General features: G+C 65.6%; 18 protein-coding genes. 1 reads left to right on the top strand and 17 read right to left on the bottom strand.

Going from position 1 to position 23491, the window contains the following annotated elements; genetic code table 11:
- Window positions 1-119 precede the first annotated feature (119 nt).
- The gene (locus tag U0023_RS16195) at window positions 120-2447 is read left to right on the top strand and encodes a PAS domain-containing sensor histidine kinase (RefSeq protein WP_009493915.1); all 2328 of its coding nucleotides are present in this window, start codon (window positions 120-122) and stop codon (window positions 2445-2447) included.
- Window positions 2448-2548: 101 nt separating this feature from the next.
- Here the strand turns inward: U0023_RS16195 and U0023_RS16190 are convergent, their stop codons facing one another.
- From U0023_RS16190 to U0023_RS16110, 17 genes are all read right to left on the bottom strand, one after another.
- Window positions 2549-5500 (bottom strand): bifunctional [glutamine synthetase] adenylyltransferase/[glutamine synthetase]-adenylyl-L-tyrosine phosphorylase, encoded by a 2952-nt coding sequence (locus U0023_RS16190; RefSeq protein WP_009493916.1) that lies wholly within the window; start codon window positions 5498-5500, stop codon window positions 2549-2551.
- Window positions 5501-5592: 92 nt separating this feature from the next.
- The gene (locus tag U0023_RS16185; protein WP_009493917.1) at window positions 5593-7023 is read right to left on the bottom strand and encodes a HAMP domain-containing sensor histidine kinase; all 1431 of its coding nucleotides are present in this window, start codon (window positions 7021-7023) and stop codon (window positions 5593-5595) included.
- Between the two features lie 10 nt (window positions 7024-7033).
- The gene (locus tag U0023_RS16180) at window positions 7034-7732 is read right to left on the bottom strand and encodes a winged helix-turn-helix domain-containing protein (RefSeq protein WP_009493918.1); all 699 of its coding nucleotides are present in this window, start codon (window positions 7730-7732) and stop codon (window positions 7034-7036) included.
- A gap of 139 nt (window positions 7733-7871) precedes the next feature.
- On the bottom strand, window positions 7872-9080 hold the full coding sequence (locus U0023_RS16175) for a S1C family serine protease (RefSeq protein ID WP_009493919.1): 1209 nt from the start codon (window positions 9078-9080) through the stop codon (window positions 7872-7874).
- Between the two features lie 179 nt (window positions 9081-9259).
- Window positions 9260-9700, bottom strand: coding sequence for a hypothetical protein (locus U0023_RS16170; RefSeq protein WP_009493920.1), 441 nt, complete (start codon window positions 9698-9700; stop codon window positions 9260-9262).
- A gap of 166 nt (window positions 9701-9866) precedes the next feature.
- On the bottom strand, window positions 9867-10325 hold the full coding sequence (locus U0023_RS16165; RefSeq protein ID WP_009493921.1) for a cytochrome c-type biogenesis protein: 459 nt from the start codon (window positions 10323-10325) through the stop codon (window positions 9867-9869).
- Window positions 10326-10328: 3 nt separating this feature from the next.
- Window positions 10329-12311 carry a heme lyase CcmF/NrfE family subunit gene (locus tag U0023_RS16160; RefSeq protein WP_009493922.1) on the bottom strand — a complete coding sequence of 661 codons (1983 nt, stop codon included), beginning with the start codon at window positions 12309-12311 and terminating at the stop codon, window positions 10329-10331.
- A 28-nt stretch (window positions 12312-12339) separates the two neighbouring features.
- Entirely contained in the window at window positions 12340-12798 is a 459-nt protein-coding gene (ccmE, locus tag U0023_RS16155) for a cytochrome c maturation protein CcmE (protein WP_009493923.1), read from the bottom strand.
- A complete protein-coding gene (gene ccmI / locus U0023_RS16150; RefSeq protein ID WP_009493924.1) occupies window positions 12795-13895 on the bottom strand; it encodes a c-type cytochrome biogenesis protein CcmI in 1101 nt (366 codons plus the stop codon). The genes ccmE and ccmI overlap by 4 nt, the downstream gene beginning before the upstream one ends.
- A gap of 65 nt (window positions 13896-13960) precedes the next feature.
- The gene (locus U0023_RS16145; protein ID WP_009493925.1) at window positions 13961-15358 is read right to left on the bottom strand and encodes an ATP-binding protein; all 1398 of its coding nucleotides are present in this window, start codon (window positions 15356-15358) and stop codon (window positions 13961-13963) included.
- Window positions 15355-16026 (bottom strand): response regulator transcription factor, encoded by a 672-nt coding sequence (locus U0023_RS16140; protein ID WP_009493926.1) that lies wholly within the window; start codon window positions 16024-16026, stop codon window positions 15355-15357. The genes U0023_RS16145 and U0023_RS16140 overlap by 4 nt, the downstream gene beginning before the upstream one ends.
- A 120-nt stretch (window positions 16027-16146) precedes the next feature.
- Window positions 16147-16425: a PepSY domain-containing protein gene (locus U0023_RS16135; RefSeq protein WP_052600686.1), complete on the bottom strand. Its 279-nt coding sequence runs from the start codon at window positions 16423-16425 to the stop codon at window positions 16147-16149.
- 131 nt (window positions 16426-16556) lie between these two features.
- Window positions 16557-16766: a hypothetical protein gene (locus tag U0023_RS16130; protein WP_009493928.1), complete on the bottom strand. Its 210-nt coding sequence runs from the start codon at window positions 16764-16766 to the stop codon at window positions 16557-16559.
- 1 nt (window position 16767) lies between these two features.
- A complete protein-coding gene (locus U0023_RS16125) occupies window positions 16768-17316 on the bottom strand; it encodes a glycoside hydrolase family 108 protein (RefSeq protein WP_009493929.1) in 549 nt (182 codons plus the stop codon).
- A gap of 9 nt (window positions 17317-17325) precedes the next feature.
- Window positions 17326-18864: a DUF2793 domain-containing protein gene (locus U0023_RS16120; protein WP_052600687.1), complete on the bottom strand. Its 1539-nt coding sequence runs from the start codon at window positions 18862-18864 to the stop codon at window positions 17326-17328.
- A gap of 284 nt (window positions 18865-19148) precedes the next feature.
- Window positions 19149-23000, bottom strand: a complete 3852-nt coding sequence (locus tag U0023_RS16115) for a baseplate multidomain protein megatron (protein ID WP_009493931.1) — start codon at window positions 22998-23000, stop codon at window positions 19149-19151.
- Entirely contained in the window at window positions 23000-23428 is a 429-nt protein-coding gene (locus U0023_RS16110; RefSeq protein ID WP_040639298.1) for an NlpC/P60 family protein, read from the bottom strand. Before U0023_RS16110 ends, U0023_RS16115 begins: the two co-directional genes overlap by 1 nt.
- Window positions 23429-23491: the final 63 nt, after the last annotated feature.

Here is a 23491-nt window from a genome sequence, read left to right as displayed (position 1 = left end):
TAACCTTCGGGTTCTACTAACTAGACAAATCACCCGCTCAAGATTCTATTGTTAGTGATTCGGAGAGATGCGGCACGTCCTCCGAAACAGGACGTAAATGGTTCCGGAGGAAGCATCGCATGGCGGGGGCGGTGACCGCATGCGTACCCGCACGCGCGGGTACGATTCTAGGAGTAACGCGATCGGATGCGAATCCGGCCTATCGGCGGCTCGAGCAATATGAACCTCTGCTGAGGCTCGCGGTCCCGGCTCTCCTGGTCCTCTTCCTTGTCACACTCGCCGGCAGCGCGTGGATCCAGATCCGCGACGGCCGCAAAGACACGATCTTCGACGCCATCAACGACATCGACATCATCGCTTCGCTCTCAGCCGCGAAGCTCGGCACCGCGCGTGCACCGTCTGACCGCGCGCAGGCTGCGGCTCAGCTCGAGCGGCTGGCGAAGGACATGCCGCCGAGCGCCCTGACGCAGAACCGCTCGCTCATGCTCGTCGATCAGGCAGGCGTTATTCTCGCGGTCTTCCCGCCCATGGAGGAAGCGCCGACGAAGCTGACGGACATTCTGGGCGAAGCGCAGCCCCTGATGCTGTTCGCCGACCGCGCGGGCGTGATGACGATCAAGCTTCCCGGCGGCACCGAGGGTATGGCGACGGTCCGTGCGCTTCACGCCTCTTCCGGTCAGATCGCACTCGTGCAGCCGATGCCGCACATTCTCTCCGGCTGGTGGACGCGCACCATCGGTCACGTCTCGCTGCTCGGTGCCACGATCATGGTCCTGCTCGGCATCGGCGTGGCTTATGTGATGCAGGCCAACCGCGCCCGCGCCGCCGACGAAGTGTGCGAGAAGGTGCGCGACAGGATCGATTCCGCGCTCAACCGCGGACGTTGCGGATTGTGGGACTGGGATATCGGCCGGGGCCGCATCTACTGGTCCGACTCGATGTACGAACTTCTCGGCTACGAGCGCCAGGACGAGTTCCTGTCCTTCGGCGAAGTGAACACCATGATCCATCCCGAGGATCAGGACCTCTTCACGCTGGCCGAGCAGCTTGCCTCCGCCAGCACCTCGCTCGTGGACTACGAGTTCCGCATCCGCAGCATTTCGGGCGACTGGGTATGGCTGCGCGCCCGCGCCGAGCTGATGAACGATCCGGACGATGCTGCGAGCCACCTCGTCGGCATTGCCGTCGACGTGACCGAGCAGCGCGGCCTGGAAGAGAAGACCGCCAAGGCCGATGCCCGCCTGCACGATGCCATCGAGGCGATCTCGGAAGCCTTCGTCCTCTGGGATGCCAACAACAACCTCGTGCTCTGCAACTCGAAATTCCAAAAGCTGCACGAGCTGCCGGCGGATGCGCAGCTCCAGGGCAAGTCCTACGCCGACGTGATGGCCCTCGGCCGCCCGCCGGAAGTGCAGCATCAGTTCCTGCGGCGCGAGCAGCAGGATGTGGGTGCGCGCACCTTCGAGGCCCGCCTGCAGGACGGACGCTGGCTCCAGATCAACGAGCGGCGCACCAAGGACGGCGGCTACGTGTCGGTCGGCACGGACATCACTGCGCTCAAGCGCCACGAGCACCGTCTGGTCGAGTCCGAGAAGGAGCTCATTGCGACCGTTCTCGACCTCAAGCAGTCGCGCCAGAAGCTCGAAGCGCAGACCCATCAGCTCGCGGATCTCGCAGAGCGCTATCTCGACCAGAAGGCGCAGGCCGAAAGCGCGAATCGGGCAAAATCCGAATTCCTCGCCAACATGAGCCACGAGCTGCGCACGCCGCTCAATGCCATTATCGGCTTCGCGGAAGTGATGCAGAGCGGCATCTTCGGCTCGCTCGGTTCCGAGAAGTACGAGGAGTACTGCTCCGATATCCGCTCGAGCGGCGAGTATCTTCTGTCGGTGATCAACGACATTCTCGATATGTCGCGCATCGAGGCGGGCCGTACGTCGCTCACCAAGCAGCCCATCGAAGTTCATGCATCGATCCAACGCGCGCTCAAGCTCGTCGGCGAGCAGACGAAGGCCAAGAACCTCTCCGTCACGGTCGACGTGAACCCCGACGACATCATCGTTCCGGCCGACGAACGCGCGCTGCACCAGATCCTCGTCAACCTGCTCCAGAACGCCACCAAGTTCACGAGCGACGGAGGCTGCATCACGGTGCGAACCCGCCAGGCCGGCAACGCGGTCAACATCTACGTGGAAGACAACGGCATCGGCATTCCCGATCACGCGCTCCACAAGCTCGGCCAGCCGTTCGAACAGGTCGAGACAGAATTCTCGAAGAGTTACAAGGGATCGGGCCTCGGCCTCGCCATCGCCCGCTCTCTCGCCGAGCTCCATGGCGGCAGCTTGCGCATCAGAAGCCAGGAAGGTGTCGGCACCATCGTGCTCGTGCACCTGCCGCTCACCGAAGCCACCAATGCGGACATCGCGCTGGCCGATGCGGCGGCGTAAGTTCCTGCACGGATCCGGCCGACAACGTGGCGCCCAGGGCATCTGCCCCGGCGCCATTTCTTTTGAGGCTGAAAACCCTGCGCGACGGCAGAGATGGAAGCTTATTTCAGAACTGCCTTGTAGATCTCCGTCACCTGCCGGTACGTGTCGGACAGATGCGACAGCAGAACGGTTTCGTTCGGCAAACCCGCCACCGTCGATAGCCGCTTCAGGATCGGCCGTGGCGCCGTCTCCGCATCGAAGCGGCCTTCGATCGTCAGCCGCTGCCATTGAAAAATGTCGTTGAGGAGCTTGTGCGCATCGATGAGCGAACGCGCGGCCCCGTTATCCAGCAAGCCTTCGGCCTGCGCTTTGGCGAAGGCTCCCTCGGCTCCCTGTCCGATCAGCGCCGGATGCGCACCACCATGGGCCAGCACCAGAGCCTGCGCGATGAAGTCGAGATCGGTGAGGCCGCCACGGGCGAGCTTCAGGTCCCACGGATCGCTGTCACCCTTCTCCTGCGCGATCAGTTCGCGCATGGCGCGCACATCCTTGAACACTTTCTTCGGATCGCGTTCGATCGTGAGAATATTTCGCACGGCATCGGAGACTTCGGCACCGAAGACATCGTCCCCGGCCAGCACGCGAGCGCGGGTGAGCGCCATGTGCTCCCAGAGATCGGCTTCGGTTCTCTGGTAATTCACGAAGCCCTTGAACTGAGAGGCGACGGGTCCTTTTCCGCCCTGCGGACGCAACCGCAGATCCACCTCGTAGAGCAGACCGCGCCGCGTCGGCACCGTGAGGGCGGAAACGAGCCGCTGCGTCAGACGCGTGTGGTAGACGACCGCGTCGAGGCTGCGAGGACCGGTGCTTTCGCGTGAGTTCTCGTCGAAATCGTAGATCACCACGAGGTCGAGGTCGGAGCCTGCGGTGAGTTCGCGACTGCCCAGCCGTCCAAGGCCCAGGATCGCGACCCTTGCGCCCGGCACCGTGCCGTGCTCGCTCTCGAAGGCCCGACGGACCTCGTCGAAAGAGGCACGGATGACCGCGCTCGCAATCGCCGCATAGGCCTCGCCCGCTTGGGCGGGAGACAGGACTCCGGAGAGAAGCCTTGCGCCGGTCACGAAACGCATCTGCCGCGCGGCATCGCGGATGCGATCCAGGAAATCCTCGTAATCCCGCACCGGACCGATGAGCTGCCTTACCTGGCTTTCGATAACGTCATCGTCGGTCGTGGGCGCCCCGAAGGCAGGATCGATCAATGCGTCGAGCACGTGCGGCGATTGCGCGACCGTGTCGGCGAGGCGCGGCGCCGTGCCGAGAAGATCCGCGAAGAGGAGCCGCAGGCGGTCGTGCGATTGCAGGATGGTGAGAAGTTCGACGGCCGCCGGCATGCGGCCGAAGGCCCTGTCGAGGGCCGCGAGAGCTCCGTCCGGATCGGCGGTGCCGCCGAGCGCGGAGAGCAAGGCCGGCGTGAGTTCGGTCAGCACCTCGCGCGCGCGCGCGCTCTGGATCGCGGGACGACGGCCGAAATGCCAGCCGCGCACCGTTTCCGCCACACGCTCGGGCTCGCGAAAGCCAAGGCGTTGAAGAGTGGAGAGGGTCTCCGGATCGTCGCTCGTCCCCGTGAAGACGAGGCTGCCGATATCGGAGGCGAGTTCCGGCCCCTCCTCGAAGAGCAGCGCGTAATGGCCCTGCACGATCTTCGCCTGGTCCGTGAGAGCCTTGGCGAAAGCCTTCAAGGTGGAATAGCCGCAGAACTTCGCGAAACGCTTCAGCTGCTCCTCGTCCGACGGCAGGCGCTGTGTCTGCTCGTCCGCCAGCATCTGGAGCCGGTGTTCGATGGTGCGCAGGAAACGGTAGGCATCGGAAAGTTCATCGCGCGCCTTGGCGGTGATCCAGCCCTCGTCGTGCAGGGCCCTGAGCATGTCGAGGGTGCGGCGGCCCCGCAGATTCGGACGGCGGCCGCCGAAGACGAGCTGCTGCGTCTGCACGAAGAACTCGATCTCGCGGATTCCGCCGCGCCCGAGCTTGATGTCATGCCCTGCGACCGCGATCTCGTCATGTCCTCGCACCGCATGGATCTGGCGCTTCATGGCATGCACGTCAGCGATGGAGGCGAAATCGAAATACTTGCGCCAGATGAAGGGGCGAAGCTCTTTCAGGAAGGTTTCGCCGAGTGCGAGATCGCCTGCCACGGGCCGGGCCTTGATGAAGGCCGCGCGCTCCCAGTTCTGCCCGACCGTCTCGTAATAGACATAAGCCGACGACAGCGACATGGCCGTCGGGGTCGAGCCCGGATCGGGACGCAAGCGGTAATCGACGCGATGCACGTATCCATCGGCGGTGCGCTCCTGCAGGAGCTTGGCGAGCTGCTGGGCAATCCTCGTATAGATCGTCGCCGCCTCGGAATTGTCCTTCAGCACATTCGCCTCGGGATCGAAGAAGATGACGAGGTCGATGTCGCTGGAATAATTGAGTTCGCCCGCACCATGCTTGCCGAGCGCCAGCACCGTGAAGCCGGCCCCCTCCCCTGGAGCGTCTGGGTTCCCGAGCTTGATGCGGCCGAGATCAGCCGTCTCCGTCAGCACCAGATTCACGCCTCCGGCCACCGAGGCATCGGCAAAGTCGGAGAGAGCCTGCGTGACCTCTTCCGTGCTCCAGACGCCGCCGATATCGGCAAGGGCCACGAGAAGCGCGTGGGCATTGCGGTTCTGCCGGAAAGCGCGCACCGCATCGGCCCGCGTCATCGCCCCGGATCGTACGTGCCGAAAAAGGTTGGACTGGCTATCGGTAATGGCGCGATGCGATCCCTCCGGTGGCTCGAAGGCGAGCCTTGCCGTCCGGGCCGGATCGTTGACGATGAGCTGCCACAGAAAGGGGGAATGATCCGACAGAGCCAGGAGCAAATCGCGAAGGATTCCGCTTTCGAGATGGCTCGACAACCCTTCGGCCGCAGGCTCTTCCCGGATGCGTTTGACGAAATCCGCCAGTTGCGCCTTCGCGCGCTTGGTGTCCGCGACCAAAGGGGCCTTCGTCAAGCGGCTGAGAAGTGAATTCGTCTGATCCTGCACGGCCAATCCATCGGGTTCTGCGATTGGCCTGAGTGTTCACGCCGGAGAGCCGGAGGCAACAGAAAAGTGCCGGCACGACCCGGCTCGACGGGTCAGGCGGCTGATTGCAGCGGAGCCTGCGGGAGTTCGACGGCCTTCAGGGGCAATGCGAGAATGACCCGCAATCCTGGTTCGTTGTCCTCGAGCAGCAGGGTTCCGCCATGGAGTCTGGCAACGGCGGCCGCCAAGCTGAGGCCGAGGCCGAAACCGGGGCGCGAGCGCGCCGTCTCCAAGCGGACGAACCGTTCGAGAACACGACCCCGCTCCGCCTCCGGGATGCCCGGGCCGCGATCCGCCACGACGATCCGCACCTCACCGCCGTTGCGATGGGCCGATACGCTGATCCCCTGGGGGGCGCCGGTCGAGGCGCCGTATTTCAGCGCGTTGTCGAGAAGGTTGGCCATGGCCTGCCCCAAAAGCTCGCGGCTGCCGTGGATCGGCAGGTCGTCCTCCACGGAAACCTCGAGCGAAACGCCCGCCTCTTCGGCGAGCGCATCGTAAAGTTCCGCCACATCCCGAACCGCCTCGGCAGCGTCGAAATCCGCCAGCCCGTCGCGGGCATTGCCGGCCTCCAGGCGCGCGATCATGAGCAGCGCGTTGAAGATGCGGATGAGGTTGTCGCTTTCCTCGATGGTCGCTTCGAGGGCCGATTTCAGCTCGTCAGGCGTGCTTGCCGTGCGCAGGGCTTCGTCAGCCTTGTTGCGCAGGCGCGTGAGGGGCGTCTTGAGGTCGTGGGCAATATTGTCCGAGACCTCCTGCATGCCGCGCATCAATTCGCCCATGCGATCCAGCATGTCGTTGAGGTTCTGGGCGAGACGGTCGAGCTCGTCGCCGGTTCCGGCGATCTTCAGCCTCCCCCCCAGGTCGCCCGCCATGATGTGGCGCGTGATCTCCGTCATGTCGTCGACGCGTTTCAGGACGCGTCTCGTGATGAACCAGCCGCCGACGCAGCCGAGCACGACGATGAAGAGCAGCGAGTACCCGAAGGCCCGGTAGATGACTTCCTGAAGACGTCTGCGCTCCTCGATGTCCCGTCCCACGAGAAGCCTGAACCCGCCAGGGAGAAGATAGACCCGCACGATGGCCATGTCGGGCCGCGCCTCGGTCTCGTCCGTGCGGTTGTAGAGCGTCTCGAACTGCCCCGTGCGACCGATGACGCCAGGCGGCAGGGCGCCCACGTTGCCGGCGACCCGCTCGCCGGCCTCCGTGGTGACGAGATAGAGCATGGCGCCCGGCGCGCGCGAGCGCCGCTCGACGATGTTCACGAGACGGCGCAGGCCGCCGAACCTGTACTGGTCGGAGAGGCTGTTGATCTCGCTCTCGATGGTGGAGATGAACTGATTGGTGAGCAGACGCTGGGCGTTCCAGGCCACGTAGCCGAGGCCCACGAAGGCGAAGATGGTGAAGATGAACAGATAGGCGAAGGACAGCTTGAACGCGGTCGTCCGGACGAGCTTGCCGAGGGCAGTCATGGAAGCGTTCATCGCAGCACGCTCATTCCTCGTCGCCCTCCTGACCGACGCGCACCATGTAGCCCGCGCCCCGGATGGTATGGATCAGCGGCTTGTCGAAGCCCTTGTCGATCTTGGCGCGCAGCCGCGACACGTGAACGTCGATCACGTTCGTCTGCGGGTCGAAATGATAATCCCACACATGCTCCAGCAGCATGGTGCGGGTGACCACCTGGTTGGCGTTCTTCATCAGGTATTCGAGCAGCCGGAACTCGCGCGGCTGCAGCACGATCTCCTGGCCCGAGCGCGTCACGCGGTGGGACAGGCGGTCGAGTTCGAGATCGGCGATACGATAGAGTGTCGGTTCCGTGTTGGGAGTCGATGCCCGGCGGCGCGAGAGCACTTCCACGCGGGCCAGCAGTTCGGAAAAAGCATAAGGTTTGGGAAGATAATCGTCCCCGCCGGCGCGCAGGCCCTTCACGCGATCGTCGACCTGCCCCAGGGCGGACAGGATGAGGACCGGCGTCTCCACCCGCTGCTCGCGGAGGGAGCGGATCAGGGAGAGGCCATCGAGCTTGGGCAGCATGCGGTCGACCACGAGAACGTCGTAATCCCCCTCCTCCGCCAGGGCATAGCCGTCGAGCCCGTCGGCGGCATGGTCCGCCACATGGCCCGCTTCGCGAAACGCCTTCACGAGGTAGGAGGCCGCCTCTTTGTCGTCCTCGATGATGAGAATCCGCATGTGCCTCCTCGTAACGCAATAAAATGCCCAACGGCAGGCTGGCCTTGGAGGGGAAGAGGCCAACCTGCCGTGGGCAGAAGACACCAGGTGCGGGGGGCGATCAACTACAAAGCCCGGTGCCTTTTACTCTTGATGTGGATCAGGCCTTCGGCTGGCTCCCGACCTCGAGGGTCACGGTCCGCTCCTGGCCCTGATGCCAGAGCGTGAGCGACACGGTCTTGCCCGGGGCCACGTTCGCGATCTTCCGGGACAGGTCCTTGGCCTCCTTGATCGGCTCGCCATCGACCGCGATGATGGTATCGCCGGTCTTGACGCCCGCTTTGGCGGCCGGACTGTCCTTCAGGGCCTCGGCCACGAGGGCGCCCTTGGGCTCCTTGAGGCCGATGGCCTCCGCGATCTCCTTGGTCACCGGCTGCATCTGCACGCCGATGAAGCCGCGGGTCACGGAGCCCTTGTCCTTGAGCGAGGCGACGACCTGCTCGACGGTGCTCGCCGGGATGGCGAAGGCGATACCCACGCTGCCGCCGGACGGCGAGTAGATCGCCGTGTTCACGCCCACGACCTCGCCCGACAGGTTGAAGGTCGGACCTCCCGAGTTGCCCTTGTTCACGGGCGCGTCGATCTGGATGAAGTCGTCGTAGGGGCCGGAGCCGATGTCGCGGTGCTGGGCCGAGACGATGCCGGCCGTCACGGTGCCGCCGAGGCCGAACGGATTGCCGACGGCCAGGACCCAATCGCCGATGCGGGCCTTCTGCGGAGCAAGGCGCACATACGGGAAGTCGTTGCCATCGACCTTCAGCAATGCGAGGTCCGTCTTTGGATCGGTGCCGATCACCTTGGCGTTCAGCTCCTTGCCGTCGTCCATGGTCACGGTGACCTCGGAGCCGTTCTCCACCACGTGATTGTTGGTCACCACATAGCCGTCGGCCGAGATGAAGAAGCCGGAGCCGAGGGCCTGGCCGAACTGGCGCGGACGCTGCTGGCGGTCGCCACGCTCGCCCCGGCCGGGCATCTGCTGATCGCGGAACTGGCGGAAGAAGCGCTCCATCGGGCTGCCCGGCGGGAAGTCGGGCATCGAGAACTGCTGACCGTCCTCGTCGTCCTGGGCGGCCACGTTCTGCACCTTGACCTTCACGGCCACGACGGCAGGCTTCACCCGGTCGATCATGTCGGCGAAGGACGGCATGCCCTGCATCGGCTGCGACATGGAGCGCAGCTCGGCATGGGCCGGATTGGGAGCAATCAAACCGCTTTCGACGGCGCCGCCCGCAATGATCGCGGCTACGGCCACTGCGCCGAGCCACTTCGTGGTGCGCTTGCGGGCGGGAGTGGAAACCTTGTCCAACATGTCTTGTCTCTCCTCGAAGAACTCTTGTTGGTTCGTCATGAGAGCAAGATGGGGGTTCAAGCCTTACGGTACGCTCACCCGAAGATGAATTGTTGGTAAGGTTTCGGGTGCCGATGCTCTAAGGTTTTGTTGTGCCGCTTCATTCCACGCAAGGACCAGTTCCCACTGAGTTCGAGGCTTTAGCGGCCCCATTTCCCGCGGCGAGCCGGCGACCTGGCCTTGGCGCCCCTCGGCTTCGCGGCCTTGCCCGCTCTCGCCGAGGCCGCTTTCATCCTGGATGGCTTCGCCCGCTCCGCCGCGTGACGTGGCTTGGGGAGGCGCGATGCGACGACAGGCTCTCCGGCATCCGCCGTCGCGTCATCGAGCACCCTTCGCGGCGGAGGTGGCGCGTTGCTGCGGGCCACCATGGTTCGGCCGATGCATTGCGTGACATAGGCCGCGCGGCGTTGGACGATGCGGCGGTAATCGTCGACCTTGATCTTGCCCTTGGGCACGATACGGCTTCTCGCCTCGACGCGGCAGGCCTCGCGCTTGTCGACGAGGTTTTCACTCGATCGAACTGCGGAAGGCATCGCGAGAAGGATCAGACACAATCCATAGGCCGCAAGCTTCACGACCATACCTTTCGCAGGGAGATATCGGGAGATGTGAAAGCCCGATATCAGCCTGCGCCAAGCTTGGCACCGCGACACAATGGCATGATCAACACAAAGGATCGGACGTGATTAACGCGGGGAATGCAGCCCCGCTCGCTGCAGCTTTTTCAGCCGCTCCAGTCGATGGCCTTCAGGCGTTCCGATCCCGCTTGAGGAGGTCGTCCAACGCTTTCTGCTCTTCGGCATCGAGAGCGGGCGCGAGACGGGGGCGCCGCCGCATGGCCGCGTAGGCGCCGATGCCGCCGAGGACCAGGACGAGCGCGGGCGTCAGCCAGAGCAGCAGGGTATGAGTTCCGAAGGTGGGCTTCAGCAGCACGAACTCGCCGTAGCGCTGCACGAGGAAGTCGCGCACCTGGCCGTCCGTGTCGCCCGCCGCCAGACGCTCGCGCACGAGGAGCCGGAGATCCTTGGCGAGCTGCGCGTCGGAATCGTCGATGGACTGGTTCTGGCAGACAAGGCAGCGCAGACCTGACGAGATCTCGCGGGCGCGCTTTTCCAGCGCCGGATCCTTGAGCACCTCGTCGGGCTGCACGGCGAAGACCGAACCGCTGACCAGAAGGGCCGCCACGAGGGCGAGAACGAACCGCATGACCTACTCCGCAGGGACGGCGGTAGGTGGCACGATCTTGGCGCGAGCGGGTGCGCCGATGCGCAGGCGCCGATCCGTGAGCGACAGGGCGCCGCCCGCCGCCATGACGAGCGAGCCGATCCAGATGAGCAGGACGAGCGGCTTGTAATAGAGCCTCATGCCGATGGACCCGTCCGCCTGGATCTCGCCGACGCTGGCATAGACCTGACCGAGCCCGATGGTCATGATGCCCGCTTCGGTCGTCGGCATGCCGCGGGTCACGTAGAGCCGCTTCATGGTCTCGATGGTCCCGAGCTCGCGGCCGGAACCGATGACCGTCAGAAGCGCGACGTCCTCGCGATAATTGGCCTCGACGCGCGGGGTAACCCGCTCCAGCCGCACTTCGTAGTCGCCCGCCGCGAGACGCCCACCAGGCTTCAGGCTGCCGATGGCTTCGACACCCCAGGCCGTCGCGGCAATGCCGATGACGGTCAGGCCTACGCCCGCATGGGCGATGGCCGTTCCCCAGGCCGAGCGCGGCAGGCCCCTCGCTTTCCGCCAGGCGACGGACAACGGAGTGCCCTCGGACCAGGACCGGGTGACGATCTCGTTGAGGGAGCCGAGCACCAGATAGACGCCCAATCCCACGCCGAGCGGCGCGGCCACTGGGCCGCCGTGCTGGAAGGCAAGCATCGCCAGGGTGGCCAGGAGCGCGATGGCGAACACCGTGTAGAGACGCTGGGCCGTGCCGAGGAAGTTGCCGCGCTTCCAGGCGAGCGTCTGGCCGAGCGGCAGCAGCAGCAGCAGCGGGATGATCAGCGGCAGGAACGTGAAGTTGAAGAACGGCGCGCCGACCGAGATCTTATCGCCGGTCAGCACCTCCAGGGCCAACGGATAGAGCGTGCCGATGAACACGGTAGCGCAGGCGCTGGCGAGAAAGAGATTGTTGAGAACGAGCGCGCCCTCGCGGGAAACCGGCGCGAACAGGCCGCCCTGTTTGAGCATGGGCGCGCGCCAGGCGAAGAGCGCCAGTGATCCGCCGATGAACAGGATGAGGATGCCGAGAATGAAGGTTCCGCGCTCCGGATCGACCGCGAAGGAATGCACGGAGGTGAGAACGCCGGAGCGAACCAGGAACGTGCCGAGGAGCGACAGAGAGAAGGTCAGGATGGCGAGAAGGATCGTCCAGACCTTCAGCGCATCGCGCTTTTCCATCACGACGGTGGAATGCATGAGCGCGGTGCCTGCGAGCCATGGCATGAGCGAGGCATTCTCCACCGGGTCCCAGAACCACCAGCCGCCCCAGCCGAGTTCGTAATAGGCCCAGTAGGAGCCCATGGCGATGCCGAGCGTCAGGAACGCCCAGGCTCCGAGCGTCCAGGGCCGCACGATCCGGGCCCAGACCGCGTCGATGCGCCCGTCGATCAGGGCCGCGCAGGCGAAGGCGAAGGAGATCGAGAAGCCGACATAGCCGATGTAGAGAAGCGGCGGATGGATCGCGAGGCCGGGATCCTGCAGCAGCGGGTTCAGATCCTGTCCTTCAAGCGGGGCCGGGATGACGCGCGTGAAAGGGTTCGACGTGGTGAGAATGAAGAGCAGGAACGCGATGGTGATCGAGGCCTGGACGGCCAGCGTGTTCGCCTGCAGCCGCAGGGGAACGGTGTTTCTCGCAAGCGCCACCACGCCGCCGAAGAGGGCGAGGATCAGCACCCAGAGCAGCATCGAGCCTTCGTGGTTCCCCCACACGCCGGAAATCTTGTAGATCAGGGGCTTGGCCGAATGGGAGTTCTGGACGACGTTGAGCACCGAGAAATCGGAGTTCAGATAGGCGAAGGTCAGCGCCACAAACGAGAAACCGATGCAGGCGAGCACGGCGAGTGCGCTCGTCGGCGCTACCGCCATGAGCACGGGATCATTGGCGCGCGCTCCCCAGAGCGGCACAATGAACTGGATCAGCGACAACCCCAGCGCCAGCGCGAGTGCGAAATGTCCGGCCTCGACCAACACGAGGGATCTCCCTTGCTACTGCGTTACTTTACTGCGGCTTGGGCACGGCATTGGCCTCGCCCATCCAGTGCCCCTGCTTCTTCAAAGTGTCGGCGACCTCGCGGGGCATGTAGTTCTCGTCATGCTTGGCGAGAACGGAATCAGCCCGGAACATGCTGGGGCTCACGAGCACGCCTTCTGCCACAACCCCCTGCCCCTCACGGAACAGGTCGGGCAGCAGGCCCTTGTAGCTCACTTGGATCGCCGCCTGCGCGTCCATGACCTCGAAGCTGATCTGCTGATCGGAGCCGCGCTGGACGGACCCCTCCTTGACGAGGCCGCCAAGGCGGATGCGCGTCCCGGGCTGCACGTTCTTCGCCTGGATGTCGGCAGGGGAATTGAAAAACACGATCGTGTCGTTCATGGCGTAGAGCACGAGACCGAGCGCGATCGCCAGGACGCATCCTGCGACTCCGATCAGGGTCAAGCGGCGTTGTTTTCTCGTCATGGCTGAGCGTCGGTCAGTTTCAGTTCCTGCGCCATCGTATCGATGGTGTTCAAGGCGTCCTTGTCCTGCGCCAGTGACTCCCTGGCGCGTCGAGCTGCAGCAACGGCTTTATCACGCTGGCCCAGAACCGCATAGGAGCGCATCAGTCGCGCCCATTCGTCCGCCGTTCCGCCCTGGGCCTCCAGGCGGCTGGCGAGACCCGCGACCATGCCGGCAATCGCCTCCGGACCGATCTGCGATTCGCCGGCCGGACCCGTCGCCGCCTGATGAACGCCGAGGGAGGCGAGTTCCTGCTTCACGGCCTCGACCCAGGGAGCATCGGGAGGCGACGAGGACAGAAGCTCCGTGTAGGCCGTCTTGGCCTTCTCCAGCTGTCCGTCCTGAACGGCCGCGCGGGCGAGATAGAAGCGGGCTTTCGGCGATGCCGGATCGAGCTTGAGCGCCTGCTCGAAGGCGGCCTGCGCCTCGCCGGAGACGAGGCCGTCCTTGGCCATCACCAGAACCTCGCCGTAATTCGCGAAGCGGTCGGCGTTCGGCGGCAGATAGCGGGCCGCGGCTTCATAGGCCTTCGCGGCATCGTCGATGCGTCCCATGCGCAGATAGACCGGGCCGATCACTTCCCAGCCGCGGCCGTCCTGCGGGTTCTTCGCCAGATGGGATTCGATCTGGGCCACGGCCGTCATGAGGTCGATGCTGTCGGCCTGCTGCGGCGCCTGTCTGGCGGGGGGCTGGCTCACCGATTGCGGCGAGCCGTAGATTTCATAGGTCGCGAGCGCCAGGATCGGGATGATCGACAAGGCCAGTGTCGAAGCGGCGCGGCGGCGGCGCAGGGCTGGTTCTCCCACGGCCGCGAGCGTCTCGCCATGCAGGCCCGTTGCACGCAGGAGCCGTCGACCGGCTTCCGCCTTGGCGGCTTCGGCCTCGCCGGGCAGCAGAACGCCGCGCGACAGGTCACGCTCGATCTCGGAAATCTGCTCGCGGTAGAACTGCGTATCGGGATCCACCTGCCGTGCCACGGCGTAATGGCGCGACAGCGGCCAAAGCACCGCCATCACGGCCGCCGCCGTCATCGCCAGAAGAATGATCCAGATCACCATAAAGTCCTATTTACTGCGTGTCCTCCTCAAGCACGACGGTGGCACGGTGTCACGCGTAAATGTCCCTAAGTCGAACTCCTATCCCCGGGGAGTTCGAGGATGGCCCTGAGGCCACCCGCGGGCGAGGCGTCCAGCCTCAAAGTGCCGCGGTAAAGGGCTGCCAGATCGCTCACGATGGACAGGCCCAGGCCGGAGCCTGGTTTCGTTTCATCGAGACGGCGGCCGCGCTTGAGCACCTCCTCCCGGGCCGCTTCCGGCAATCCGGGACCATCGTCGTCGATGAGCAGACGGAAGCGCGGCCGGTCGTCGTCACGCAGGATCTCGACCGACACCATCACCTTGTACGCGGCCCATTTGGCGGCGTTGTCGATGAGATTGCCGGCCATCTCCTCCAAGTCCTGCTTCTCGCCGCGAAAACGCAGATCGGAAGGAATGACCAGCTCGACCTCGAGTTCCTTGTCCCGATAGATCTTGGCGAAGGTCCGGGCGAGGCCCGCGATGACGGGCTCGGCTTCGGTGAGCGTTCCAAGCGTCCCTGCAAGCGCCGCCGCACGGGCGCGATCGAGATAGTAATTGACCTGATCGCGCATGGTCGTCGCCTGCTCGCGGACCTTGGCGGCGACATCCTCGGGCGCGTTCTCGGCTTCGTTCATGATGATGCTGAGCGGCGTCTTCAGCGCATGCGCGAGGTTGCCCACCTGCGTGCGGGCGCGCTCGAGAATTTCACGGTTGGTGTCGAGGAGAAGGTTCAACTCGCTGGCGAGCGGGGAAATGTCGCGGGGGTATTCGCCTGCAATCCGCTCCGCCTCGCCTCGCCGGATCGCGCCGAGCGCGCTGCGAAGATTGGCGAGAGGCCGCAGGCCGAAGCGGATCTGCAGCAGCGTTGTGAATCCCAGACCTATGCCGAGAAGCGCGAAGGTGACCGTGAGCGCGAAGATGAAGTCCCGCACCGCGACGTCGATCTCGTCGGCCGGACCGGCAACTCGGATGATGTAACGTCCATCCTCGCCGAGATCGATATCACGCTCGATGATGCGCAGGTTTCGGTCGTCCGGAGCCTTGCCGTAGCCGCGGCGGATCTGGCCGAAACGGTTGTCGCCGGAAGCGAGACTCGGCAATTGACCGCCGAATAGGGACTTGGAGGAACGGATCTCGGCCAAGGCCGCATTGGGGCGCGCCACCTGCCAGTACCAGCCGGACAGGGGCAGCTCGAAGCGTGGATCGCCGATAGGTCCGAGATCCCGGTCGGGGTCGCCCGGCCCGACGAGGTTGGAAGCGAGGGTGTTGGCATAGACGAGGAGCCGCTGGTCGAAAGCGCGCTCGGTGTTGTCGCGATAGAGCGTCGATAGGATGAGCCCCGCGATCAGCAGGATCACGAAGCTCCAGAAGACGGAGGAAACCGCAAGCCGGACCGCGATGGGCCGGCTGGCGAAGCGGCGCACGAACGACGGCAGGCGGCTCACGTCTTGGTCTGGCCCGCGTCGAGGAGGTAGCCCAAGCCTCGAACGGTCTGGATGATGTCGACGCCGAGCTTCTTGCGCAGGCGGCCGATGAAGACCTCGATGGTGTTCGAATCCCGGTCGAAATCCTGGTCGTAGAGATGCTCGGTCAGCTCGCCCCGCGAGACGATGCGGCCCGTATGGTGCATGAGGTAGGACAGGAGCCGGTACTCATGGGACGTGAGCTTCACCGGGTTGCCGTCCACGGCCACGCGGCCGGAGCGGGTATCGAGCTTCACGGGGCCGCAGGCGATTTCGCTCGTGGCATGGCCGGCCGAGCGCCGCAGAAGCGCCCGGACGCGGGCAAGAAGCTCCTCCATGTGGAAAGGCTTCGTGACATAATCGTCGGCCCCGGCGTCGAAGCCCTGGACCTTGTCGCTCCAGCGATCGCGGGCCGTGAGGATGATCACGGGGGTCTTGCGCCCGTCGCGCCGCCAGGCGGTCAGGACCGACACGCCATCCACCTTGGGAAGACCGAGGTCGAGGATGATGGCGTCGTAGGGCTCGGTCTCGCCGAGGAACTGCCCCTCCTCGCCGTCCATGGCGGTATCCACCGCGTAGCCTGCCTGCTCGAGGGCAGTCACGATCTGCTTATTGAGGGTTTTGTCGTCCTCGACAACGAGTAGGCGCACGGTCAGAACTTCCCCTAGGGCATCAGGTTGCCCCGATGCTGAATTCCTTCAACGGCCCATCTCGGGCGCAAGAACCGGATCCACTTTCACCGGCCCGAACCCTGGGGTCCGCGCGGTACGCTAGCGGACCGACTTCACGCGCCCGGAGGAGCCTTCGATCATCACTTGCACGATGCGACCGTCTTTTTGCAGGACCGAGATCACATAGACAAGATCATTGCTGTTGCGGCACAGGCTGGCCCGGACCACATCCGCCCCTGGGACCTGGCGCCGCGCCGTCATCACGGCGGATGCCGGAGCGACGACGCCCTTGGCGGCCACGGCCTCCTGCATCTCGCGCGGAGGCAGACAGTTCTTCAGGGCAGCCGCCGGGCTCTGCGCGAACGCCGCCCCCGTCATCCCCCATAATGCTATGACCAGCCCAACCAGACGCATGAAATGACCATGACCTTGCCGCAATGAACAAATTCTGAATGCTTTAAGGGCCGATTTCGTGCCAGGACATCGGCCCCATCCCCCTGAAAATGTTTCTAATTCAGAATCTGTTTCGTGGCCAGGATCCGGAAAACGGTCGAGGCGATGAAGCTTGCGGCCGCGATGAGCTGCACGAAGGCTTCCTCGAACGCCCCGGTGGCGAGGGCGGAGCCATCGAAGCCGAACAGGCCGAGAAGCAGGGCCGCGAGCCCGATGAGATTGGCCCAGACGGTGCGGCTGGCCAGGATGGTCTTGCTATCGAACATGTCAGACATTCCTTGAAGAAGAGGATGCAGGTGATGCGAGCCGGAGAGCCTCCTGCTCGACGGCGAGGACGCGCCGGCGCCAGCCCAGGCCGAACACGGGCCAGGTGGCGAGGCGGCCGAGAAAGCCCAGGCGGGCTTTCGTGAGGCGGCGGATCATCGTCGGGACATCGGCGTCGTGCACGGCACGCAGCGTGATCGGCCCGACGATCCCGTCCGCCTCGATCTCGAGGGAGGCCTGCAGCATCGCTACGGCGCGCCCGGGCCCTGAATTGACCGCGAGATCGAAGACCGCGAGGTCGAGCCCCGCCGGCAGCGCATCGGCTTGCACGACATCCCAATAAAGCTGGCGATAGATGGACACCGCCTCCCGCCTGGACAGGCGGCGGACATCGGTGACGGAGGCGGGGCGACCTCTCGCCCGGGAAAGGGTTTCACGGGTGATGCCGAATTTGGTCGCGCCACTCGGATCGCGAGGGTGCTGGACGAACCCACCCTCGTGCCTGAGCACATGGTCGACCGCATTCTCGAAACGCGATGGAGAAGCCTTCATACGCGTTCCTCACAGTTCCGCCTGCAGGGCGATGAAAGCCTGATTGCCCATATAAAGGACGCCGACAGCCCCCGCGACGCCACTGAAGGACACGCCGGCCTGCAGCCTCAGCACGAAGGCCGATGGACCGGCACCCGTCAGCGTCGTCACCGTCAGGGCTCCCGAGAGCGATATCCAGGCCGATCCGCTGTTGTTGTAGAAGCCGACCTGGTTGCCGGCCGGAAATCCGTTCGCCCAGGTGAACGCGCTCGTCGTCACCACAGGGTCGGCCCTCATCGGCACGGGCAGCGTCCAGGGAAGATCGATGTTCGTGCTCGCCACGCGCTGCCCGAGCGCGCCGACGATTGCGGGCGCTCCGCCGCTGACGGCGAGGCGCTGGTAATAGCGCCGGCAGCGGAGTTCCTCGATGTCGAGAGGAACTCCGGCCCATGGCGTCGCGTAGGCTCCGACTTCCAGCTTGACGCGTTTGAAGGAGCATGGGCCCGACGGCAGGAGCCGGACCGTGATGTTGCCCGTTTCCGTGCCGTCGAGCGTCACGCTCGCCGAGCGGCGTCCGCTCCCGGCAGAAATCGTGGCGGCCTTCGAGCCGATGACGACGGGGAGAGGATCCGAGGGATCCTCGACGGAAAGCGTCAGGGTCGCGCCCGCGAAACTCGCCGCGCCGAACTCGGCGGCCGCGTGAGCAACGTCGATCACCTGGTCGAGCGCACCGGAGAGCGTCATCGCACCATCGGCCGCAAGGCTGGCCACGCAGCCGCCCGGACCGCCCTTCCAGCGATCGAAGCCGTAGATTCCCGCGGCCAGGGCACCGCCCGGGAATCTGCGCTGGTTCACGAGAAAGGCGGAATTGATCAGGACGTTCGCTCCCGGCATGTTGGCGAGGCCGCTGGGAAAGAACGCAACGCCCGTCCGGTGATCGAGCCGCAGCGCATCGCGCCATTCGCTCCCGTCGGCCGACACCCGGATGCCGAAATCGTCGTTGCCGATCAGCCCGGTTTCCGCGCGTCCGCTGTAGCCGCGCTGATAGAGCTGCGACAGAACCCTCGCTTCCGCGCTTTTGTTGAGCACGAAGCGCAGGTCTCCCGAGCCGCCTTCATCGGTGTTCAGCGCGGTGAAGAGCGCCGCATTGAGTTTCGCCGACAGGCGGTTAAGGTCGTCCGCCGTCGTGCCGAGCCCGAGACGCTGCAGATTGTCGATGGCGTCCGGAGCCACCCCGAACGGTTTCCATTCGTCGCCATCGAAGACGACGAAAAGATCCTCGGCCTCCACATAGGCCAGCCAGCCCGGATTCGGCATGAAGAAGCGCCAGCTTCCGAGATCGAACAGGGCGACATGTCCCTCGCGGGCGGCGAAGGCCCCGGTCGCTCCGGCTCCGACCAGATAACGGTCGCCCTCCTCGGGCGCCGCCGGCGGCACCGTGCGGTTGCGCTCCCTGACCGCGAGCTGGACGAGCGCATCGAGACAGGCGAGCGCCTCGTTGTGGGTGACGTGCTTCTGCGCCTGCGCTGCCGCGAGAAGCGGCAGGGCGAGATGAGATGTCGACGACATGGAATGAATTTTTCTCTGATAGGACAATGCGGAAAATCGCCGGGGACACGCCCTCACGCGTCATCTCCTCTCCGGACCTGATCCGGGGAGGAGATGACGATTGCCTGAGGCTCTACGGTGTCATTCGCGGCCGAAGCGTAGCGGAGGGGAAGGGATTTCCTGGCGTTACGCTTGCTCTTGGATCAGCTGCCCGGCCTCCGGCCGCCGGGGATGACATGGAGTGCTCTTGCAAACGGAAGGACCAGGACGGGCGCGGCCATGACGTGGAGAGTGTCGATTTCAGATCAGCGAATGTCGATGGTGACGCGTCGCTCGAAACCGCGCCCGGCCACGGCGCTCATCTGCGCGATCCGCACGGTGAGCGTGGATTGAAGCCCGCCGAAATCGACCGTCTCCTCGGCGCTGCCGTAAACGATGGATGGCTGCGCACTCGTCAGCGTCCTCAAGACCGCGCCACCATTGAGAATGTCGATCTCGTAGCGCTCCGCATCCTCGGCCAGCGGAACATCGATGGTCTCCCAGCTGTCGCCGTTGCGGCGGGTGCGGCGAACCCATGCGAGGCGAATGCCGCCGGGTTCGCGACGGGCCGAGACATGAACTGGGCTGAAGGGTTTGAGCGCGTCCCGCCCGACCGTCGCGACGATTTCGGTAACGGCGGGATCCCCGTGGTCCCGGCCCGAGGGGCCGATCCTATAGCGCCAGGTGCCTCCCAGATCCTGAAGGCTCGTGGTGAGAGGCACAACCGCCTCGTCGAGTTTGACCAGGAGCGCGCCCGCGGTCACGATGCGGCCGGCTTCGGGTTCGGATCCGGCGAGGCCGCGCAGCAAACGCGAAAGGCGGTATACGCGCTCGCCGATCATCTCCGCACGCGCGGCGGACAGGATCTCCCAACGGCCGTCCGGGCCTTGCAGTGCGAAGAGGTTCCGGCCGCCAAGAGCGGCCTCGTCGTCGATCGCGCTCAAGGCGCCGGAGGAAATCTCCACGTCGAGCACGGCGGACGGATCCCAGCGCCAGAGCGGCCCCGGAACGAGCGCCGTCTTCGTCCGCCCGATCACGGCGGGCAGGTCGAGAACGCGGACGGGCGCGAAGCTCGCCCCATTGGCGGAACGCCAGATCGTCATGGCACCGGGCCAGGGATCGGCCGCCACCGCGACATATTGCAGAGGCGCGGGATCGCCGAACGCCACCGGCAGATCGAGCACCACGGCGGCCGGCTTGCCGGGCACGGGCGGCGGATGCCGGACGGGCTTTTCGACGGACGAGCCCGGCCGCTCGAAGACGGCAGGTTCCACGGCCCTGGTGCTGATCTTCCGCGTCGGGCCGTCGGCGATGCGCGTGATGCGATGCAGCTTCTCGCCCGCATCGGTCGGCACCGCAATCACGTCGCCCGGCTCCAGCTCCATGCGCCGGGGCGACAATTCGAACTCGGCACCTTCGCGCCCGGCCCACAAATCCTGCAGCCAGGTATCGGCGAGGCGCTGCGCCTCCGCGCGGCGGGTGATGACGGCGCTGTCCGCCCTCGCCTCGCGGCGGCTCGCCCCGAAGAGCCGGCGGGAGGCCACTGTGGCCCGGCGGTAATCCGTATCGACTTCGATGAAACCGACCTCTACCTGCTGGGGCAGTTCGGTTTCCTGCGCGCGGGTGAGCTTGAGCGACGGCTCCTTGTCGCCGAGCACGAAATCATCCTTCGCGAGATGCACGACCGCACGCCCGCCGCGCCCCTGCCACGCGATGCTCCCGCCGCGCGCGACCGCATCGACGCCGAAGAGGCGCAGCAGCGGCTCCACCGCGCCGCGCACGGACATGGGCCGGTCGATCACGTAGCCGTCCACGAAGCCGTCGACGGGAATGGGGCCGGGATCGGCAAAGCCGTAATCCCGCAGGATCCGCGCGATCAGCCGGTCGAGCGCCGCCCCCTCGATGCGACCGGTGATCCAGTGCCCTGTCTCCCAGTTGCGACCATCGGCCCAGACGCTGTCGAAATCGGGGAACGCCGGATAGGGACGCGCGTCCCAAGCCCAGACGAAAACGCTGTCCGGGTCCACCATGCGCCCGTTATAGGACGGCGATGCCGGGTTGTACTCCGCGAGGAAACCTCTCTGGGCCGGATCGAACCGCGACAGGATCGCCTCGAGCGTGCGCGCCTGAACCAGGTCGTCGCGCACGCCGCGCGAGAACGGCGGATAGGCGGATTCCGAGGACTTGGGATCCGGAAATACGTTCGGACCGTTCGGCCCCTTGTCCACGGCCGGAACGCCGATCTCGGTGAGCCAGATCGGTTTCGATTGCGGCAACCAGGATGTCGCGTCGATCTCGACGCCGTTCACGCGCTCCACGTGCCGGTTCGACCACCAGGACACGAGATCCTTCGCCCGGAAGATCCACGGCTTTCCGTAAGCCCCGTCGGTAATGGGGCGGCGCGTCTGCGCGGCCCGCTCGGACGCGTTGGCATAGTACCAGTCGAAGGCCTCGCCGCTTCCCAGCCGCGCACGCAGGTAATCCACGTCGTAGACGTTGCGGGCGGCGGACAGGTCCGCATGGTTGGGGCCGTCGCGCCAGTCCGAGATCGGCGGGTAATAGTCGATCCCGACCGCATCGATGTCGTTGCTGGCGAACAATGGATCGAGCGGAAAGCGCACCTCGCCGCCGCCGTCGAGCACATGGGCGCCGTATTCCGTCCAGTCCGCCGCATAGACGATCTTCGTGGAGGCGCGCAGGATGTCGCGGATTTCGCCCGCGAGCGCCTTGAGGCGCGTGACGGCCGGATAGACGCCGGATGACGAGCGCACGCGGGTCAGGCCGACGAGCTCGCTCCCCAGAATGAAGCCGTGAACGCCGCCCGCCTGCTCGGCGAGCTCGGCATAGTGCAGGACCATTTGGTTGAAGCCGGATGAATGCGTGAACCATTGCTCGACCTGCGCGGCCGCCGCGGCCGTTCCATCGGGCGAGCCGCTCCGGCCTGGCGCCGGATGGCAGGTGATGCGCCCGCGCCAGGGATAAGCCGGCTGGCCCGTGCCGCCGTAAGGGTCGGGAAGATCATTGCCGGCGTGCACGTCCATCATCACGAAGGGATAGAGCACCACGTCGAGCCCGCGCGCCTTCAGGTTCCGGATCAGCCGCTTCACGGTTTCGTCCGAGGGCGTGCCGCCATAGGCCGGTGATCCGTCCACGAGCGACACCGCCTTCGCATCCGCGCGTGTCAAGCCCGCCACGGACCAGGCGGCCCCGTCATTGACCTTGGTCTTCACGTCCACGCGCGGCTCGATGAGGCAGGACCCGGCGCGCAGGTCGTCGCCGAACCAGCTCACCACCAGCGACACGCGCTTGAGGTTCGGGCAGAGAGCCTGCAGGGCATCGAGGGATGCCGCCACGTCGGTGTCGCGCTGCATCTGGTGCCGATTCTCAGGCCGCGTCTTGCCGAGATCGAGCACCTGCGTCGCGGGCAGCGTGTCGTAGCCGAACTCGCTTGCGCCGGGAATGAGGCAGACGGCCCGGATCATGCGGTTGAGCCCGTCGACGGGACGAACCACCTCGAAAGAGAATTGCGGCACCCGGTTGCCGAAATCCGCGAGCGGGAGGCGCTCGAACACCACATAGGCCAAGCCGCGATAGGCGGGCGCGTTCTGCGCCCCCTCCTTCGCGACGATCAGCGGGTCGGCGCTCTGTGTCTCGCTGCCCGTGTGCACGCGCATGGTGATGGTGCTGAGATCGAGTTCGCGCCCATCGGCCCAGACGCGGCGGATGAAGGCGATGCGTCCTTCGCACAACCCGACCGCGAGATTGGCGAAATAGGAATAGGTGGTGGTGACGGTCTTCGGCCCGCCCATGCCCTTGCCGCCCTGACTCGACCGGTCGGCATTCGCTATTTCCTCGAGCCGCGTCGCCCAGATGAGCTGGCCGCCGATGCGTGCGCGGCCGTAGACGCGCGGGATCGGTGCGCCTTCCGTGGAGGTCAGGCCGTCGATGTCCTTGAGGCGTGGTCCCTCCACGTATTTGGTGTTGTCGCCACTGAACAACGCATTGTCGATGGCCGCCCCGGCAAGGCCGCCGAGCGCGCGACCGGCCATGGCGCCGATGGGGCCGGCGATCATGCCGCCCACTGCGGCGCCGACGGTTTGAAGAACGATTGTTGCCATCAATGTGCGTCCGGAAAGCGAAAGGCGTAGGCCAGATGGCGCCGCCACCAGGGATGGAATGCGACCTCGGCCACCGATGCGCCGTCATGGGCGTGGATCATGGCGTCGGACGAGGTCGCGATCGCGCAATGTTTGGCCGGCATGGTCGGGCGCCAGCGGAACAGCAGCACGTCGCCCGCCGCGAACTCGTCGCATGCGATCTCGACGAGGTATCTTCGCGCCGCGGCCACGAGCGTATCGGCACCGGCTTCCGCCCAATCGGGCGAGTAAGGCGGCGGCAGCTCGGGCTCCCGGCCCATGACGCCGCGCCAAACTCCGCGCAAAAGCCCGAGGCAATCGCAGCCGACGCCCTTGAGCGAGGCCTGGTGCCTGTAAGGCGTACCGATCCAGGACCGGGCCTCGGCGAGGATGAGGTTGGGTTGGGTCATGTTCATGATCGCTTGCAAACGAGAGACCGTCATTCTGAGATTCGGCCGAAACCCAACCCTCGA

The organism is Microvirga lotononidis (assembly GCF_034627025.1).
Taxonomy (GTDB): domain Bacteria; phylum Pseudomonadota; class Alphaproteobacteria; order Rhizobiales; family Beijerinckiaceae; genus Microvirga; species Microvirga lotononidis.
This window is presented reverse-complemented; position numbering and strand designations above follow the sequence as displayed.